Below are 16,593 nucleotides of genomic sequence, written 5' to 3'. Positions count from 1 at the left end.
TCTGTAAATTGTATATTGTCCGGCAATTAATTGGCCTTTTTAACATGTGCCTGAAGTAAAGACTGGTGAGCAATGAATTCTACCAGGTATTCTTTGTCTTCTTTGCTCATTTCCATAAAACGGAAAGCGATCTTGTATCCACCGTAAGGAAGTGTATCTAACTTAAAGCGGTCGATAGTGATTGCATTTACACACTCGGCCTTAACCTTGAGTTTTCTACCAAATACGTCCAGGGTCATAAGTGGAAACTCTCTTCCACGGGCAACAACAACTTTGTCTGTTTTAGGAAGGATGATAGCAAATCCACCAATACTGATATCAAAAATGGATTTTTTAATAGGAAGTTTATTGAGTTCAAAATTCACATAACACGTTTTTGTTGGCTGAAGCCTTTCGTGCTTTCTTCTTTCGTAGAATGAGTAATCTTTCGGAGGATAAAGCTTTACAATTTTCCCACCCGAAACACTTTTTAATTCTGTAGAGAAAGAAACTGAGAGCTCTGGTACATAAATGTTCATCATGCGGTCGCCAGAAATAACTTTAGCAAGTATTTCTACCTGCTCTGCTTTCACTTCCAGTTCAATTTCGTTGTAGTCTTTTCTGAAGGCCTTCACCTTGAGTTCACATTTTTCTACAACTCCGCCGAGAGATTGCCATGCAAAAAAAGAAAAGTTCCCCTGGACTGCTTCTACAATCATTCGGTCAAAATCTTTTCCTCTTTTTTGCTCTTTCATAAAAGCTCTCGTTTATTTTTTATTCTGTTAGCTTCCTAAAAACCTCTCCCTCACGGGAGAGGCTTGGGGATTAACAGAAGATTCTCTTTTTTATCAAGCCGGGAGATCACTCTCCCGGAATTTGTTTTTTAATTAACCAATCAGTCTTAGTGCAGAGTTTGGAATCCCGTTAGCTTGCGCCAATGTTGATACCGCTGCGTTCTTCACTACCTGGTTAGAAGATAAAGCAGCTGTTGCTTCTGCTACATCCACATCCTGGATTACTGATCTTGCAGAGTCCTGGTTGATTGTCTGAACTTCAAGGTTCTTGATAGTCGATTGAAGTCTTGACTGAATCGATCCAAGGTTCGCTCTTTGTCCTGATACTTTTTCAATCGCTTTATCGATTGATCCGATTGAACTTAAAGCATCATCTTTATTAGCAATATTTGTACTCGCGATCCCAATTGATGAAGCTGACGAGTCAGATTCACTAGAATCGAATGTAATTCTGTTTTGTTCTCCGGAGAATGCACCTACCTGGAAGTCCATTGCACCTTTACCTTTACCGTTTAGAAGTTGTGTTCCGTTAAACACCGTTGATTCTGAAATACGGTCGATCTCTTTTGAAAGCTGTTGGTATTCTTTATCAAGGAATCCTCTTTCCTGATCACCAACTGTATCCGAAGCGGCCTGGATCGTTAGCTCGCGAAGACGGATAAGGATGTTTGATGTTTCATTTAGTCCCCCTTCAGCAGTTTGAACTAAAGACACACCATCGTTCGCGTTTCTTGAAGCTTGTCTTAGACCTTTAGTCTGAGCTTCTAAGTTAGTCGCGATCGCAAGTCCGGCAGCATCGTCAGATGCTTTTGTGATTCTCTTACCTGAAGAAAGTTTTTCAAGCGACGAATTCCCCGCGTTTGAAACTTCTTTCAAGTTCTTTTGTACGTTCTGAGAAGCAATGTTTGTAGCAATTCTTAAACCCATGATAGTCTCCTGTTTTAAAGAAGGTCCCCACCCTCTTTTTTGTTATTGACTGCTTTTGTCAGTCAAACAACCTATCGAAACGTTCGGGCAAATACTTAAGTGAATTGCTTTGATCAGGTAAAATAAAATGATTTTTTCTGGAATTACAGAAGGTTAGGGCAGGAAAAAAACTGATAAAAATGCTCTCATCAGGTACTCACAATGTCGAAAATCAAGCCCAAAAAACCCTCCCGCCTATAATTGCGGGGAAGCGGGAGGGTTGGGCTTAAGTATTAGAACATAACAACCATTGCGTAATCATTATGTCCTATGGAGACTACTTAAATTCTTATTCTACTTCTCTTCACTAGTTACTCTATTCAGAGTGAGTTAGCTTTTTTTAAAAGAGAGCGTTTCAACTCATACTGTGTAACAACCCACAGGAGGAAACGCTCTTCTTTAAAGCTTACCCAATCAATCTAAGAGCAGAGTTCGGGATACCGTTTGCTTGAGCTAGAGTTGAAACCGCTGCGTTCTTAACAACTTGGTTAGAAGCAAGGTTTGCAGTAGCTTCAGCAACATCCACATCCTGAATAACTGAGCGAGCACTATCTTGGTTAATTGTTTGAACCTCTAGGTTCTTCACAGTAGACTGTAGTCTTGACTGGATAGATCCAAGGTTCGCTCTTTGTCCTGATACTTTTTCAATCGCTTTATCGATGTCACCGATTGCTGAAAGAGCATCACCTTTTTCTGAGATCGAAGTTCCCTTTACACCGATTGCAGATGCTGATGAATCAGACTCTCCAGAATCAAATGTAATTCTATTTTGTTCACCCGCAAAAGCACCAACCTGGAAATCCATTGAGCCTTTACCTTCACCGTTTAGAAGTTGTGTTCCGTTGAACACTGTAGACTCAGAGATACGGTCAATTTCTTTTGTTAGCTGTTGGTATTCTTTATCAAGGAATCCTCTTTCTTGCTCTCCTACAGTGTCTGAAGAAGCTTGGATCGTTAACTCACGAAGACGAGTAAGAATGTTAGTCGTTTCGTTTAATCCCCCTTCAGCAGTTTGAACAAGTGAGATACCGTCGTTGGCGTTTCTTGTCGCCTGTCTTAGACCTTTAGTCTGCGCCTCTAAGTTAGTAGAGATCGCAAGTCCGGCAGCATCGTCAGATGCTTTTGTGATTCTTTTACCTGAAGATAATTTTTCAAGCGACGAGTTCCCCGCGTTTGAAACTTCCTTCAAGTTCTTTTGAACGTTCTGAGAGGCAATGTTTGTTGCAATTCTTAAACCCATGATATTCTCCGTTTTTCGAGGGCCCCCGCCCTCTTTTGTTAATATCTGATGTTTTTTATCAGACAAAAACCAGATCGGAGTACTCGGTTAAAAACTTAAGCGCTTTGCTCGGTTAATATCAAGAATTCTTTCAATTACTTTTTATTTCAAAGACTTAAGAAATCAGAAATGGCATGAATTTTGACGAAGGCACAAATAAAAAAGGCCCTCTTTCGAGGGCCCTTCTTTGTTTTAAGAATGTTTTTCTAATTAGCCAATCAGTTTTAGTGCAGCTGAACCAGAGTTGTTAGCTTGCGATAGAACTGAAGTTGAAGCGGCAGAAAGGATGTTCGATTTTGCCATTTCAGCAGACTCAGCTGCGATATCTGCATCTCTAATACGAGAGTTAGCAGCAGCTAGGTTCTCAGTTCTAGTTTCAAGGTTAGAAATAGTAGACTGTAGTCTGTTTTGTAAAGCACCTAGAGAAGCGCGGTTACCGTTAACAGCATTAATAGCGTTGTCGATCTTTTCAAGGTTCTCTTGCGCATTAACTTTAGTCTGTACTCCTAGTCCTTCGATTCCAAGATCAGCGATTCTCGCGCTTGAATCTTGTGGCTTATATGAAAGACGATCGTTTTTAGCGTCGTTCATAATACCAACCTGGAATTCCATTGTTTCACCTTCACCAGTTAACAGTTGTTTCCCGTTAAACTGAGTTGAGCTTGCAATTCTTTCTACCTCTTGAGATAGATGTTGAAATTCAAGGTCCGCAAATTTTCTTTCAGTATCACCAACAGTATCAGAAGCTGCTTGAACAGAAAGTTCTCTAAGTCTGATTAGAACGTTAGAAACTTCGTTTAATCCACCTTCTGCAGTTTGGATCATTGAAATACCATCTCCTGCGTTTCTTGTAGCTTGTTGAGAACCACGGATGTTAGCTTTTAACTTTTCCGAGATTGCTAAACCTGCTGCATCGTCACCAGCTTTGTTAATTCTTGAACCAGAAGACAACTTTGCAAGTGTATCTGCTTTTTTCGCTTCTACTTGCGATAGTGAACTCTGTGCTCTTAATGATTGCGTGTTTGTGTTAATTCTTAATCCCATACTAATCTCCTAGAATCATGCCTTCCTCCTTAAAATTTAAGATTCAAACAACCTTGTATGAATCCTTGTTAATTTAAGCTCGCTGTCCCATCAGCTTGCTTGACTTAAATATCGGAGTAAAAAAAAACGAACTAAAGTACTTTCTTTAAAAAAAAGGCAATAATTTCCATTACTTGATTGAACTGATTTGCTCAGGTATTAAGATTTTTTAAATGATTTCAAGATGTTAACAAATGTCTAACTTGATGATTTTACTAGACTAATGCTTGCCTTGGACGGCCTTGATGAGATTGCTTGTAGAATATCCGCTTTTAAACATGAGGCTTTTGACTTCGCCCCCACGAGAAAGAACAAATTCAGATCCTACTATTTGTTCTGGTTTCCAGTCACCGCCTTTAACCAGCACATCAGGCTTAATAAGCTTGATAATCTCCAGTGGTGTCTCTTCTGTGAAGATCTGAACACAATCAACGGATTTAAGGTTTAAAAGCATGCTACCGCGGTCTTGTTCATTGTTGATCGGGCGATCTGGGCCTTTAAGTTTTCTCACGCTCTCATCAGAATTGATGGCCACGATGAGCAAATCACCTTGCGCCTTAGCTTCATTGAGATACTCCACATGTCCTAAATGAAGAATGTCGAAGCATCCATTGGTAAAAACAATTTTTTTACCTTTGTTTTCTTCAATAAACTTTAATGTGGCAGGTGAGAGCTGTTCCATAATTTTATTTTACCACTTTTGTATCTGATAAACGTCCCTGGAAATCCAGAAGCATTGGCAGAAAAAGGGCCACACCAGAAAGAAGAGAAATAAGTGCGCGTGTGAAAGTATGTTTTACTGACACTTCAGATCCATCAGCTTTTACCAGTCTGATTCCAAAGATTGTTTTCCCCGGAGTTGAACTTAAATCTAAAATAGTAAAATACAGAAGGTAGTAGATAGAGAAAATTGCAGCTCCAAAAGCCGCCAGGTCCTGAGTTGAAATCAGGCGAGAGTACATATGGAACTCAATTCCTGAAGCAAACACTAACAGGGCCCCAGTTAGCGCCACAAAGCTCGCGATCACTAGTACATCAACAACCCATGCAAAGAATTGTGATGTTTGCGCCGCTGTCTTTTTTGCTGCTGCTTTTTCAGCTTTTACTTCTTCTTTTTTAATAGGCTGTTCAAATAGATTTGGAACTTCCATTGCCGGAGCAGGTTTAGTTGTCCCGTAGAAAGCTTCAAGGCCAGAAGGAAGGTGGCTTCCGACTGTCGTTTTTGGTTGAGACACACTTGGCATTGAACTTAGAGAAGACATTGGCGTTTTTGAAGGAGCAAATGGCTTCACTTCTTTTGGCGCAGGTTTAAACGATGGACGTTTTACGTCGTGGTGAAAACCAAGACCTTTAGTCATCGGCTTAAATGAATCTTCACTAATTTGGAATTCATCGAGGTCAATTTGAATTTGTTTTGCATCTTTTGAAGACGAAAATGAATGAGATTCTTGATTCATATTCTACCTTGATCAGTTGTGTGTTTCTAAAATTAGAATCCCACAAACAATACAAAGCATCAATGGATTTTTTGATTCTTATTTAGGGCCACTTTGGGCCGCGAGTAAATAACCTACCGAAGATGCGACCGCTGTTGGCGCTCTTAGAATTGGTGTCGCCAGATGAATCTCAAGAACACTCTTATAGGCCTGAATCATCGCTACCTCTTCAGGTGAAAATCCACCTTCTGGTCCAATGAGAATTGTCTTTTTTGGGCCCTGCATCTGGTCTTTTTTAGCTTCCGCTGGACGCGAATTAAAAAAGACGATGGTTTCCTGGTGTTCTTTTAAAAAAACTCCCAGTTCTCTTTGTTCATGAATGACCGGGAAAAAGGGATTATTAGATTGAATCAGAGCACTTTCTAAAATTCTCTGCACGCGCTCGCTGGGTGCATATTCATACTGAGAGTATTCTGAAACAAGTGGGTAGATTTCATTAATCCCTAACTCGACTGCCATTTTTAAAATATCTTCAAAAGCATCTTTCTTCGGCATCGCCACCGCCAGAGACAATTGATGTTTTGGCGTAAATGTTTCACTCTTAACAACTTTGATCTCAATCGTACTTTTAGCTACTGATAAAACCTTGGTAGTGAGAATTGAGCCCTTGCCGTTTAAAAGCAACAGGTCTTCATTGGCCCTAATGCGCACAACATTTAAGTGGTGAGCGGCATCACCTGTCACAACGATGGTTTCATTGCCAGAGATATTATCGAAGGAGTGAAAAACAGCTCTCAAACTTTATCCTTGAATAAAATGGCACTCCAGTCGCCTTTAGAAACAACTGATACCTTTTCCATATTTGAGTAGGCGTTTACGATGGTCTCAACTTGATGATTCAGAATTCCTGAAACGATCAGGTAACCACCACTCTTTAAAGAAGCATCAATCGTCGGCTTTTCGCTGATGAGAACATGCTCCAGAATATTGGCAAAAACTAAATCATATTTTTTAGGATTATATCTCTCTCTAATAACTAGCTCTGTGCCTTCCAGATTCTCTCCGGCAAAGTTCAGCACTAAGTTTTGCGTGCAGTTTTCCAGCGCGCTTCTGTCGATATCTACAAAATGAGTCTGCATCTGTTTTGTTTTCATCGCTGCAATTCCCAGAATCCCTGAGCCGCAACCAAAATCAAGACAAGTGCTCTTATTATTAAACTCATTCATTACCTGGTCAAAAAGCACCAAACAAAGAAAAGTCGTCTCATGTGTTCCCGTTCCAAATCCCATACCTGGATAGATATAAACTTGTTGATGAGCTTTTTTTACATGAGTGTCTGCCATCCATTCAGGTATGATCTCTATATTGTCCGAAACGTGGATGGGATTATAAAACTTCTTCCACTCTGCATTCCAGTCTTCAAAATCTCTTTGAGCTGAATAAAGAGAAATCTCAGGGTAATTCTCTTTAATAAATGAAATGAACTCTGCTGCGTTTTGCTCATAATCCCCCTCGTAAAAGAAGTATTTATAAGTCACAGCATCCTGATTAATTGTCGCTTCTTGAACTTCATCAATCAATGTTTCTGGAATGTCTCCACCTGAATAAGCGCGCTCGCCCAGAATTTCATCAACACGGGCCTCTTCTAACGAAAACTCTTCTACACCGTCACAATTAAAATCTTCGAGTGCATAAGCATTGATTGATGGGGACCACTCAATCGTGGCACGGTTATATCCAAGGAGAACGAAATTGAACTTTTTATTTTCCACAGTTTTTCTCAAGCGTTTTTAAAGGGTAGAAGCTTCCTGTTGATTCCAGCTTAATGTCGGATAAACAGCTTCTTCCAATCCAGATAATATTCAAGTGCCACAGGTTAATGTTGGCGTAATCTTCGTTAATCATTTTTAGTGCTTGTTTGTAAAGGGCCGTGCGTTTTTCTGCATTCGTTTCTACTGTTGCCTGGTCTAAAACCGCATCTACTTTTGGGTTATTGTAACCAACACGATTCCCTCCTTTAGGTGGAGTGTTCCCTGAGTGGAAAACGAATTTCAACATATCCGGGCCGGTGAATCCTACCCATTGGCCGACAACGATATCAAACTTTCCGGCCTTAAACGCACTCATATACGTTCCCCATTCCTGAATAGAGATATTCACAATCATCCCTTCTTTTTCCAGGTAATGCTGAAGAACTTCTGCAATCTCGATACTTGCTTTGTTGTTATTAACCTTCCAGTCAATCTCTAAGAGCTTCCCGTCTTTTTCCAAAATGCCGTTTTTATTTTTCTTCCATCCAGCATCTTTTAAAAGTTGCCTTGCCAGGATGACATCATTTCTTTCTACATCTCCCGGCTCAAACATGTCACCAAAAGCAGGGGAGAACATACCAATTGAAAGAACCGCTGTGTTTTTTAATTTGTATTCTAAGATTTCTTTTCTTGGAATAAGAAGTGAAAAGGCCTTTCTGACTCTAATATCTTTAAATAGATCGCGCTTATGATTAAGTCCCATAAACTGAAAATTTCCACTCGGCATTTCCCAAACCTTGATTCCCGGTTGAGACTTAAGCCAGAAAACCTTTCGTGGAGACATATTAGCCACTGTCAGGTCGATCTCTTTATTGATAAGTTTTAAAGCCAGTGTTGTTTCATCTTTTACAACTTTAAAAACGAGGACCGGTCTTTCTTTATTTCTTGGCTCAACCACAATCTCCAGCGGCTGAACCTCTTTTAAAACGTAGTCACCACACCCGATAATATCCAATGGCTCAAACGTTTCTTTGTTCAGATCGTTGATCTTAACAATTTTAAGCAGTGAAAGGTTTGAAAGGTTTTCTAATGAAAAGTTCTTAAAAACAACTTCTACTGTTTTTGCATCTTTCACGTTTACTGCTTCGATAGACTCATAAGCTCCCATGAAAGTTGATTTAATTTTTTCGTTTTTAGCAAAGTATTCGTATGACTTCTTAACATCCTCAGCTGTTACGGCCGTGTTATCAGAAAATGTCAGTCCCGGGCGAAGAGTAAAAGTAAAAACGTGTTTTGCCCCATTCATTTTTTCGTCGAATTTTTCGCAGGCAATACAAATAAATTGCATTTTCTCGTTGAAGTCTACTAAAGAGGCATGAACCAGGCGGTTAATGTTCTGTGAGTTGGCATCAGTTGAATAAAATGGTGCCAGATTGTTCGGACTGGCCGAAATAGCGATGTTAATTCTTTCTGCGCCCATTGCACGTTGAAATAACACAGTCACGAATACGACAAGTAGCGCTTGAATCAACTTCATTAATCTTCTTCCTTCTTTCTTTTGTAACACCTTTAATTTATCATTTTATACAGAAAAAACCAATTGAGGAGCGCTCTCGTGCATATCATTTCTATTTGTGGAGGATCAGGATCAGGAAAGACAACTTTTGCTGATAAGGTCATTAAAAACGTCGATCAGGAAGTTTCAGTCCTGCACATGGATTCATATTATCTTCCCAAACTCCCTAAGGAGCTTAGCACTTCTACGGGAAGGCCAAATTTTGACCATCCCGATGCCTTTGACTGGGATCTTTTAAAAGAACACCTGGAAATGCTTAAGGCAGGAAAAACGGTAAAGAGCCCACACTACGATTTTAAGAAAAATGCTCGACTTAAAACTTCAAGCATCATCAAGCCGACCAAGGTCGTGCTGTTTGAAGGAATTTTTACTCTATATCAGGAAGAGATCCGCAAAATGTGTGACATCACAACATTCTTGCATGTTGAAGCTGACATCAGATTCATCCGCCGCCTTCACCGCGACGTTGAAGAAAGAGGAAGATCTCTGGACTCAGTGATCACTCAGTACTATGAAACAGTAAGACCGATGTATCAGAAGTACCTCGATCCTCAAAGACAATACGCTGACTTCATCGTCGGTGAAGAAACAGATATCGCCGCAAGTATTCTAGCGGCCAAAGTTAACCAACTCTTCCACGCTAAGGAAGTTAAAGTTATAGAAAAGAAAAAGAGCAAAGGAAAAAGATGAAACAACCGCGCATCAAGATAAAGCCAGTCGGAGGAGTCGGACAAATCGGTTCGAACATGACTCTGATCCAAGGTAAACAAGACACCATTATTATTGATGCCGGCATTCTGTTTCCCTACGAAGATTTTTTCGACATTGATTATCTTATTCCAAACCTGGACAACATTCCTGAACCAAGCCATTTAGTAATCACTCACGGGCACGAAGACCACATTGGTGCCGTTCTCCATGTTGTAAAAAAGTTTCCTAAGATTAAAGTCCTGGCCTCACCATTTACGGCCGGACTCATTAGAAAAAAGCTTGAGTTTAATCGCCACCCACATCCGATCACAGAATACCGTCATTTTGATCAACTTGGGTTTAATGACTTCACGATTGACCCCATTCACGTCAATCACTCGATTCCTGAAACTGTCGGTCTTTTAATTAAAGATATCAAAGAAGAAATCGGTTTCTTCTTTATTTCGGACTTCAAGATTGATTTCAAAACAATCTACGAGCGCCCTTTTGATTTTGATAAGCTGATCAAACATTCAAAGATGCTAAAAAAACGCGTCCTTCTTTGTGACAGTACAAATATCACCAGCTCAACCAAAGAAACACCTTCTGAACAAGACTTAATTCCTGTTATCGATGGAATCTTTGCTGAAACAAAGGGAAGACTGTTTATTACTTGTTTCTCTTCCAACATCCATCGCCTGATGACTTTTATTTCCATGGCAAAAAAGCATGGACGAAAACTCGTTCCGCACGGGCGCTCAATGATTAGTTATCTCAACACGGCTAATGAATTAGGAATGATTCCAGATTTCCAATCAGTAGTTAAGATGACTGAAAGTGTAACTCCTAACGAAGAAAATATTGTTGTTCTTCTCTCTGGATGCCAGGGTGATTTTCGCGGGACCTTTAGACGCTTTTCAATTGGAGAAGACTCTCAATACAAGCCTCGCCCGGAAGATACGGTTGTCCTAAGTTCAAAAGCGATTCCGGGTAATGAAAAAAAGATTACCTTATTAGTTAATAAACTCTCAGAAGTCGGCTGCCATGTCATCACTCCTCAAGATAAGTTAATCCACGTTTCCGGCCACCCAGGTCGCACGGATTTAAAAATGCTTTATGAGAAATATGACCCCACAGATATTGTTCCGATTCACGGAGAAAGTTATTTCATCCGCGAGCACATTGATTTCATCAAAGAAGCTTACCCTAAAGCGACTCCTCATTATTTCTTAAACAATGATGAACTTTTAGTCAGCGATGACTTAAAGATCAGTGTCTTTGATGGAGAAACAATCGAACCGGTTATTATTCATGGGAAAGGCATTGTTCTGGAAAGAGAAAAAATCAGCGAAAGGCGAAAGCTGGCCACAACAGGCTCAGTCTTTATTTCTCTGAAACTCACTTCAACCAGGGCCAAAGTAGAGAAGTTTTCCTTTAACTTCTTAGGTCTCCCAACTCTGGTGACGTCCAATGAAGAAAAATTTAAGCGCTTTTTAGAAAATTACTTTATCCAGATTAACTTTAAAGACGAAGAAAAGACTAACGAAGAACTCAGAGTGGCCGTCAGAAGATACTTTGACCAAATCCTGGGTTATAAACCGACAACAACGATTCATATTCTATGAACAATTTTTTACAAGAGAATCTCTTTGCTATTATTTTGTTCCTGATTTTGATTATCCTGCTTTTAATCGGGATCATTGCTTTTGTGGTGGTGAAGCTTCTTTTATCTAAAACCGCTCAAACTCAGGTGCAAGCTTCTCAACCCCAGCAACCAGAGCGCATCGTCCTGACTCCAACAGTTGAATCTCCTCTTGTTAAAGTTAAAAAACTTTCAGAAGAGTATGTCAGTGAAAAGTTTTTCTGTGAAAATCACCCGGATGTCGCTTCCGTTGGCTCATGCCTCATCTGTGAAGATGTCTTCTGCGAGAAGTGTTTGATTGAGCATGAGAATATGTACTTTTGCAAAGAGCACTTTAAAACATTTGCCAATAATAAATGGAAGCAAATCACTGATGTGAAGACGACTCCGAACACACCAGAAGACGGGCTCTTTGTTTATCATTTTAAACGCCACTTATGGAAAGACAAACAAACACCAAGTTTTGTTCTTACCCATTACAAAATCAATATTGAAGAAGACTTTATCGAATCGTTTGTGCAGTTGAATGTTTTGGAATCTGATGCTGATAAACTGGCGAAAGATATTGAGAGATTTAAGGCCAAGCACTAAGCCTGGCCTTAAACGTTTCTAATTAAAGATCGATATTCTTGTTAAAATCTCTTGGAGCTGGTCTTTGCTCAGTTTTCTCTTCTTTTCTTAGGTAAGAAGGAGTGTCGAATTCATCTTCGTCAAAGTTAATGAATCCAAGCTTTTCTGCAATCGACTTAGCTCTTGTATTTGTTCCACCAACACCTGCTTCAGAAGCCTGAGACCCAGAAGATACTGGAGACTGAGGACGTGAACCTGTGTTTTCGTAACGGTTAGCTGCATCTCTGATTGATTGGATCAATCTCGATGGTGGCTGTTGCTGAGCTGCTGGTTGAGAAGCAGCTTCTCTAGCTGAATATCCACCTTCTTCTTCCTGAGCTGAAGAGTTATGGTAAGCAGCTCTGTCGCTCATAAAGCGGTCAAAGTCTGAACGGTCTTCAGTTTGGTAAGATGAAGACTCTTCTCTAGCTGATGATTGAGAAGAGTATGAAGGAGCGGCCGCTGGTTGAGAAACCGGAGCTTCCATCACTGGTGCTGACGGCTGAGCAACTGGCGCTTGCTCTCTTACTGGAGCCGAGAACTCTCTTGGAGCTACGAACTCTCTTTGTGGAGCTGCATATTGTGCTTCAGCAGCTGCTACTGGCTGAGTTGCCGGTGCAGATGTTTGAACGTTCTGAGTTGCAAAAGATGCTGTTGATTGAGCTGACTGAGATGATCCTAATGATTGAGAAGAATTCATTCCAGCGTGAGCTCTGATTTGTCCACCAAGTCCAGTTGCGATAACTGTAACTTTAATGTCATCACCAGAATTGTTATCGATAACAGTTCCGAAAATGATTTCAGCATTTTCATCAGCTGCTTCCATAATAAGTGTAACGGCTTCATTTGTTTCATGCATAGAAAGTGAGTCACTTCCAGTGATGTTGATGATGATACCAGTTGCACCATTGATTGAGATGTCTTCAAGAAGAGGTGAGCTGATAGCTTCAGTCGCAGCTTTAATCGCACGACCTGCACCAGTAGCAACCCCAGTTCCCATAAGAGCAAGACCTTTGTTTGCCATTACAGTTGAAACGTCAGCAAAGTCTGCGTTGATGTGACCAGTGTTATTGATCAGATCAGAAATACCGCGAACTGCATTTAGAAGAACTTCGTCAGCTTTTTTGAATGTATCTACTAGAGAAAGGTTTTCTCCAGCAAGGTATAGAAGTCTTTGGTTAGGAATTGTAATGAGAGAGTCTACGCTTTCTTCAAGGTTTCTAATCCCTTCTTCAGCTTGCTTGAATCTCTTTTTCCCTTCGAATACGAATGGCTTTGTAACAACACCAACCGTAAGAGCACCAAGCTCCTTAGCTAGTTTTGCAATTACTGGAGCAGCTCCAGTTCCTGTTCCACCACCCATACCAGCAGTGATGAAAACCATATCTGCACCTTTTAGGACTTCAGAAATTTTTTCATAGTCTTCAAGAGCAGACTTCTTCCCGATTTCTGGGTTAGCTCCAGCTCCAAGACCTTTAGTAACTGTCCCACCAAGCTGAATTTTTGTTTCAGCAAGAGAGATGCTTAGTGCTTGAGCATCAGTGTTAGCAACAATATATTCTACGCCCGAAAGACCTGAGCGGATCATAGTGTTAACGGCATTACATCCACCACCACCAACTCCAACAACTTTAATCTTTGCACCGTTAATTCTGTTATCTGTACCTGTCATTTCGAACATATATTCCTCCTACGGGACCTATATAAATTTAAGTTTTAAAAAATTTCTTTGAAAACTGATTTTAATGACTCGCTTAATTTCCCAATCAGATCGCTATTTGAACCTTGAGCTTCATTTTCTTTAAATGTCACTCTGTGGTTGTTAGCTGATGCCTGGCCTTGAACGTGAACATAAGGCTTTCTCTTAGCAGCTTCCAGAAGAAGTCCTAGAACTGTAGAGTATTTTGGGTTTTGCATAATATTAGTCATCCCACCAAATGGAATTGGGAAACCAATCTTGCACGATCTCATTAGAATGTACTCTCCTAACTCCGGCATCCCTTTAATAAGAGCACCACCACCAGTTAGAACGAATCCACCTGCGATTTCTTCACTTAGTTTTTTATCATCAATCATTGCACGGATCACTTCGAATAGTTCTTCAGCGCGCGCGCCAAGAACTTCTGCGATTACACTTAATTGAACTTCGCGAGGCTTAGTTCCAGACATACCTTGAACTGTAATATGTGCTGATTGGTTAAGTTGTTCTGCGAGAACACTTCCGTGATTGATTTTAATTCTTTCTGCTTCATTGTGAGGAATCTTAAGCGCTACTGCCAAATCATTCGTGAAGTGGTTACCACCAATAGGAATGATTTGAGAGTGGATAAGACTTCCGTCTTTCCAAACCGCGATGTCAGTCGTTCCACCACCGATGTCGATAAGAACAACACCCAGTTCTTTTTCTTCATACGAAAGAACGGCTTCAGAAGAAGCTAGAGGTTGAAGAGTGATATGTTCAGCATCAATACCTGTCTGCTCAACACACTTCACTAGGTTTTGGATAAGAGGAATAGACCCGGTAACGATGTGAACGTGAGCTTCTAGTCTCACACCACACATACCGATTGGGTTTTTAATCCCTGTTGTATTGTCTACACGGAATTCCTGAGGAATCACGTGAAGGATATCTCTATCTGAAGGAATCACGACTGCTTTAGCAGCTTCAAGAACGCGGTCAACGTCGTCTTGAGTGATCTCTTTACCTTTAATAGCAACAACACCAGAAGAGTTGAAACTGTAGATGTGACTTCCGGCAATCCCGATAGTCGCACTTCCAATATTCACTCCGGCCATCAGGCGCGCTTCTTCAAGTGAGTTTTGAATTGAGCGTACTGTTTTATCAATATTAACAACTGACCCTTTCTTCAAACCATATGAAGGGTGAGTTCCGATACCGATAATTTCTAATTCTTGATTTGGATGTTGAAGTCCAACGATTGTACAAACTTTCGTTGTTCCGACATCGAGGCCTACGATGATGTTTTTGTCGTTCATAGTGAGAATCCTTTCTCTATATAGAAGCGATATTTTACGACAGAGTCATTCTGTCCTACAAAAATCCTAGAATTTATCCTTAAACTTGACAACAACTTTTTTGCTGTTTGTAAGATTGATAATGGCAGGGATTTTCTCCTTCAATTCCATATAATTCACAATCTTATCCAGCTTTACCAGCTTGTCGTTCCACTCATCTAGTCCCATAAAGACACTAGATGGATGCCCGTTAATTGAGAGAATAATCGTTAGCTCCTTATTTTCATTAAGGATGACTTCCGAAAGTTTTTTTCTAAGTCCCGGTCTCATTTCTTTTACCAGGCCGGTAACATCTGCCTGGATCTTGTCTTCCATTTCTCCAACCGGCATCGAAAGGTAAGGAAGATCTTGCGTTAATTTCTTTTCAGATCGAAGAAGGGCCTCATAAGTCGGGTCATATAATTGCCCGTTATCCACAAGGATCGCCTCATAAGATTCAGCACTATCCTTTCTGTAGATTTGGACTTTCATTAAAGGCTCAGGGCAATTGAAGTTTAAATCTAAAACTTTGCTGAAAGGATCATATTGGATTTTATAATCAGAAACGAAATACTTATCGCTCCACTTTTCGTTTACGATCTTCATCTTTACATCGCGAAGCGAGTGCGACTGCTCAAATGTTTTTACTACCTGAAGGGCCATCGTTCCCGCTGGACGAGTTGGGCATTTTCCAAGATTTGATCTGTATGAAAGTTCGGCGTTGAATTGCTCTGTCGGGCCGAGAGACGAAATAACGATGTTAGTGAACACCAATACGGCAATCACAACCAGTGCGATAATGAATTTTTTCGACTTAAAAAATGCCATCCTGACAATATTCCTAGCTACTGCTAATACTCAACTTCGGTTTCAAACGAAACACCAAACTGAAGTTTCAATTCTTTTTGAAGAACAGTGATCATTTCCATCACGTCTTCGTATGAACTTTCGCCTCTGTTTTCCATGAAGTTGGCGTGTTTCGGGCTAATCTGCAAATTCTTTATGGTTAGACCCTTGAGGCCCATTATATCTATAAAAAGACCAGCTCGACAAGTCACGTCGCGGAGTTTGTCGTGATGGTTTTGAAAGATGCATCCGCACGTCCATTCTTTTAATGGTTGAGTGCGAGTTCTCATATCTAAATACTCTTTAATCTTTTTAGAAATAGCGGCATCAATACCAAAGTGAATCAGTCGGGCTTGATAAATCACATCACCAGAATCAACAAAGTGATTGTGCCTGTATGAGAAAGAACCTTTCTCTATAATAACCGACTTTTCTTCTCCGTTTTTTGTGATGAGTTTTACTTCCTTTATAATGGTTCCGATTTCACCGAGGTTTGTTCCGGCGTTCATAAAGATCGCGCCCCCCAGACTGGCCGGGATTCCCGTGAAAACTTCCCATCCTTTAAGACCAAACTTATTTGCATGACTGGTTAGAGTCGCTAAGCTCACTGAGGCCGGAAGGATGTATTCATCACGAGGAGCTTCAAAAACTCCGCGGTCGAAATCAAAATCTAGTTGTATATAAGGAAGCTCTGCTTTAGCTGGAAGAAGAATATTAGCTCCCCATCCCAGGACTCGGTAATCAATTTTATTTTGAGTCAGAGTTTTTGTAGCAAACTTTAGCCCTTCAACAGTCTTTACCGTAATTAAATCTCCACGAGCATCGAGCCTCATGGTCGAGTACTTCTTAAGATCTTTATCGATCTCAACAACGATGTCTGAATGATTTAATAATTTTTCTAGCATGAATTCATGCTACCGAATATTC

At 40.4% G+C, this 16,593-nt stretch carries 16 protein-coding genes; 3 read left to right on the top strand and 13 right to left on the bottom strand.

Annotation, left to right across the window (positions count from 1 at the left end; genetic code table 11):
* Window positions 1–26: 26 nt before the first annotated feature.
* The 9 genes from AC6JA8_RS00470 to AC6JA8_RS00430 all read right to left on the bottom strand — a co-directional run bounded on the left by AC6JA8_RS00470 (window position 27) and on the right by AC6JA8_RS00430 (window position 8,825).
* The gene (locus AC6JA8_RS00470; RefSeq protein ID WP_497975282.1) at window positions 27–734 is read right to left on the bottom strand and encodes a PilZ domain-containing protein; all 708 of its coding nucleotides are present in this window, start codon (window positions 732–734) and stop codon (window positions 27–29) included.
* A 132-nt stretch (window positions 735–866) separates the two neighbouring features.
* Window positions 867–1,700 (bottom strand): flagellin N-terminal helical domain-containing protein, encoded by an 834-nt coding sequence (locus AC6JA8_RS00465; protein ID WP_497975281.1) that lies wholly within the window; start codon window positions 1,698–1,700, stop codon window positions 867–869.
* A gap of 445 nt (window positions 1,701–2,145) precedes the next feature.
* Window positions 2,146–2,979, bottom strand: a complete 834-nt coding sequence (locus tag AC6JA8_RS00460) for a flagellin N-terminal helical domain-containing protein (protein ID WP_102241895.1) — start codon at window positions 2,977–2,979, stop codon at window positions 2,146–2,148.
* Between the two features lie 249 nt (window positions 2,980–3,228).
* The gene (locus AC6JA8_RS00455; protein ID WP_497975280.1) at window positions 3,229–4,062 is read right to left on the bottom strand and encodes a flagellin N-terminal helical domain-containing protein; all 834 of its coding nucleotides are present in this window, start codon (window positions 4,060–4,062) and stop codon (window positions 3,229–3,231) included.
* A gap of 259 nt (window positions 4,063–4,321) precedes the next feature.
* Window positions 4,322–4,783: a D-glycero-beta-D-manno-heptose 1-phosphate adenylyltransferase gene (rfaE2, locus tag AC6JA8_RS00450; protein ID WP_497975279.1), complete on the bottom strand. Its 462-nt coding sequence runs from the start codon at window positions 4,781–4,783 to the stop codon at window positions 4,322–4,324.
* A 4-nt stretch (window positions 4,784–4,787) separates the two neighbouring features.
* Window positions 4,788–5,558: an RDD family protein gene (locus tag AC6JA8_RS00445; RefSeq protein WP_497975278.1), complete on the bottom strand. Its 771-nt coding sequence runs from the start codon at window positions 5,556–5,558 to the stop codon at window positions 4,788–4,790.
* Window positions 5,559–5,636: 78 nt separating this feature from the next.
* Window positions 5,637–6,335, bottom strand: coding sequence for a 16S rRNA (uracil(1498)-N(3))-methyltransferase (locus AC6JA8_RS00440; RefSeq protein WP_497975277.1), 699 nt, complete (start codon window positions 6,333–6,335; stop codon window positions 5,637–5,639).
* Complete coding sequence (locus AC6JA8_RS00435) at window positions 6,332–7,309, bottom strand: 50S ribosomal protein L11 methyltransferase (protein ID WP_497975276.1); 978 nt, start codon at window positions 7,307–7,309, stop codon at window positions 6,332–6,334. Before AC6JA8_RS00435 ends, AC6JA8_RS00440 begins: the two co-directional genes overlap by 4 nt.
* Window positions 7,299–8,825, bottom strand: a complete 1,527-nt coding sequence (locus tag AC6JA8_RS00430) for an ABC transporter substrate-binding protein (protein WP_497975275.1) — start codon at window positions 8,823–8,825, stop codon at window positions 7,299–7,301. Before AC6JA8_RS00430 ends, AC6JA8_RS00435 begins: the two co-directional genes overlap by 11 nt.
* A gap of 78 nt (window positions 8,826–8,903) precedes the next feature.
* Here AC6JA8_RS00430 and udk point away from each other — a divergent pair, with 78 nt between their 5' ends.
* From udk to AC6JA8_RS00415, 3 genes are read left to right on the top strand one after another with little or no spacing between them, the layout of a single operon-like run.
* Window positions 8,904–9,554 carry a uridine kinase gene (gene udk, locus AC6JA8_RS00425; protein WP_497975274.1) on the top strand — a complete coding sequence of 217 codons (651 nt, stop codon included), beginning with the start codon at window positions 8,904–8,906 and terminating at the stop codon, window positions 9,552–9,554.
* Entirely contained in the window at window positions 9,551–11,179 is a 1,629-nt protein-coding gene (locus AC6JA8_RS00420) for a ribonuclease J (protein ID WP_497975273.1), read from the top strand. Before udk ends, AC6JA8_RS00420 begins: the two co-directional genes overlap by 4 nt.
* Complete coding sequence (locus tag AC6JA8_RS00415; protein ID WP_497975272.1) at window positions 11,176–11,787, top strand: hypothetical protein; 612 nt, start codon at window positions 11,176–11,178, stop codon at window positions 11,785–11,787. The genes AC6JA8_RS00420 and AC6JA8_RS00415 overlap by 4 nt, the downstream gene beginning before the upstream one ends.
* A gap of 22 nt (window positions 11,788–11,809) precedes the next feature.
* On the opposite strand, the gene ftsZ is transcribed toward AC6JA8_RS00415, so the two are convergent.
* The 4 genes from ftsZ to AC6JA8_RS00395 all read right to left on the bottom strand — a co-directional run bounded on the left by ftsZ (window position 11,810) and on the right by AC6JA8_RS00395 (window position 16,571).
* Window positions 11,810–13,486 carry a cell division protein FtsZ gene (ftsZ, locus tag AC6JA8_RS00410; protein ID WP_497975271.1) on the bottom strand — a complete coding sequence of 559 codons (1,677 nt, stop codon included), beginning with the start codon at window positions 13,484–13,486 and terminating at the stop codon, window positions 11,810–11,812.
* 35 nt (window positions 13,487–13,521) lie between these two features.
* Window positions 13,522–14,802: a cell division protein FtsA gene (gene ftsA, locus AC6JA8_RS00405; RefSeq protein ID WP_102241884.1), complete on the bottom strand. Its 1,281-nt coding sequence runs from the start codon at window positions 14,800–14,802 to the stop codon at window positions 13,522–13,524.
* A gap of 66 nt (window positions 14,803–14,868) precedes the next feature.
* Window positions 14,869–15,648, bottom strand: coding sequence for a cell division protein FtsQ/DivIB (locus AC6JA8_RS00400; protein ID WP_497975270.1), 780 nt, complete (start codon window positions 15,646–15,648; stop codon window positions 14,869–14,871).
* Window positions 15,649–15,671: 23 nt separating this feature from the next.
* Window positions 15,672–16,571: a UDP-N-acetylmuramate dehydrogenase gene (locus AC6JA8_RS00395; RefSeq protein WP_497975269.1), complete on the bottom strand. Its 900-nt coding sequence runs from the start codon at window positions 16,569–16,571 to the stop codon at window positions 15,672–15,674.
* Window positions 16,572–16,593: the final 22 nt, after the last annotated feature.

The sequence above is a fragment of the Bacteriovorax sp. HI3 genome (assembly GCF_059738875.1).
Note: the sequence above shows the minus strand (reverse complement) of the source record. Positions and strands in the feature narration are given on the sequence as shown.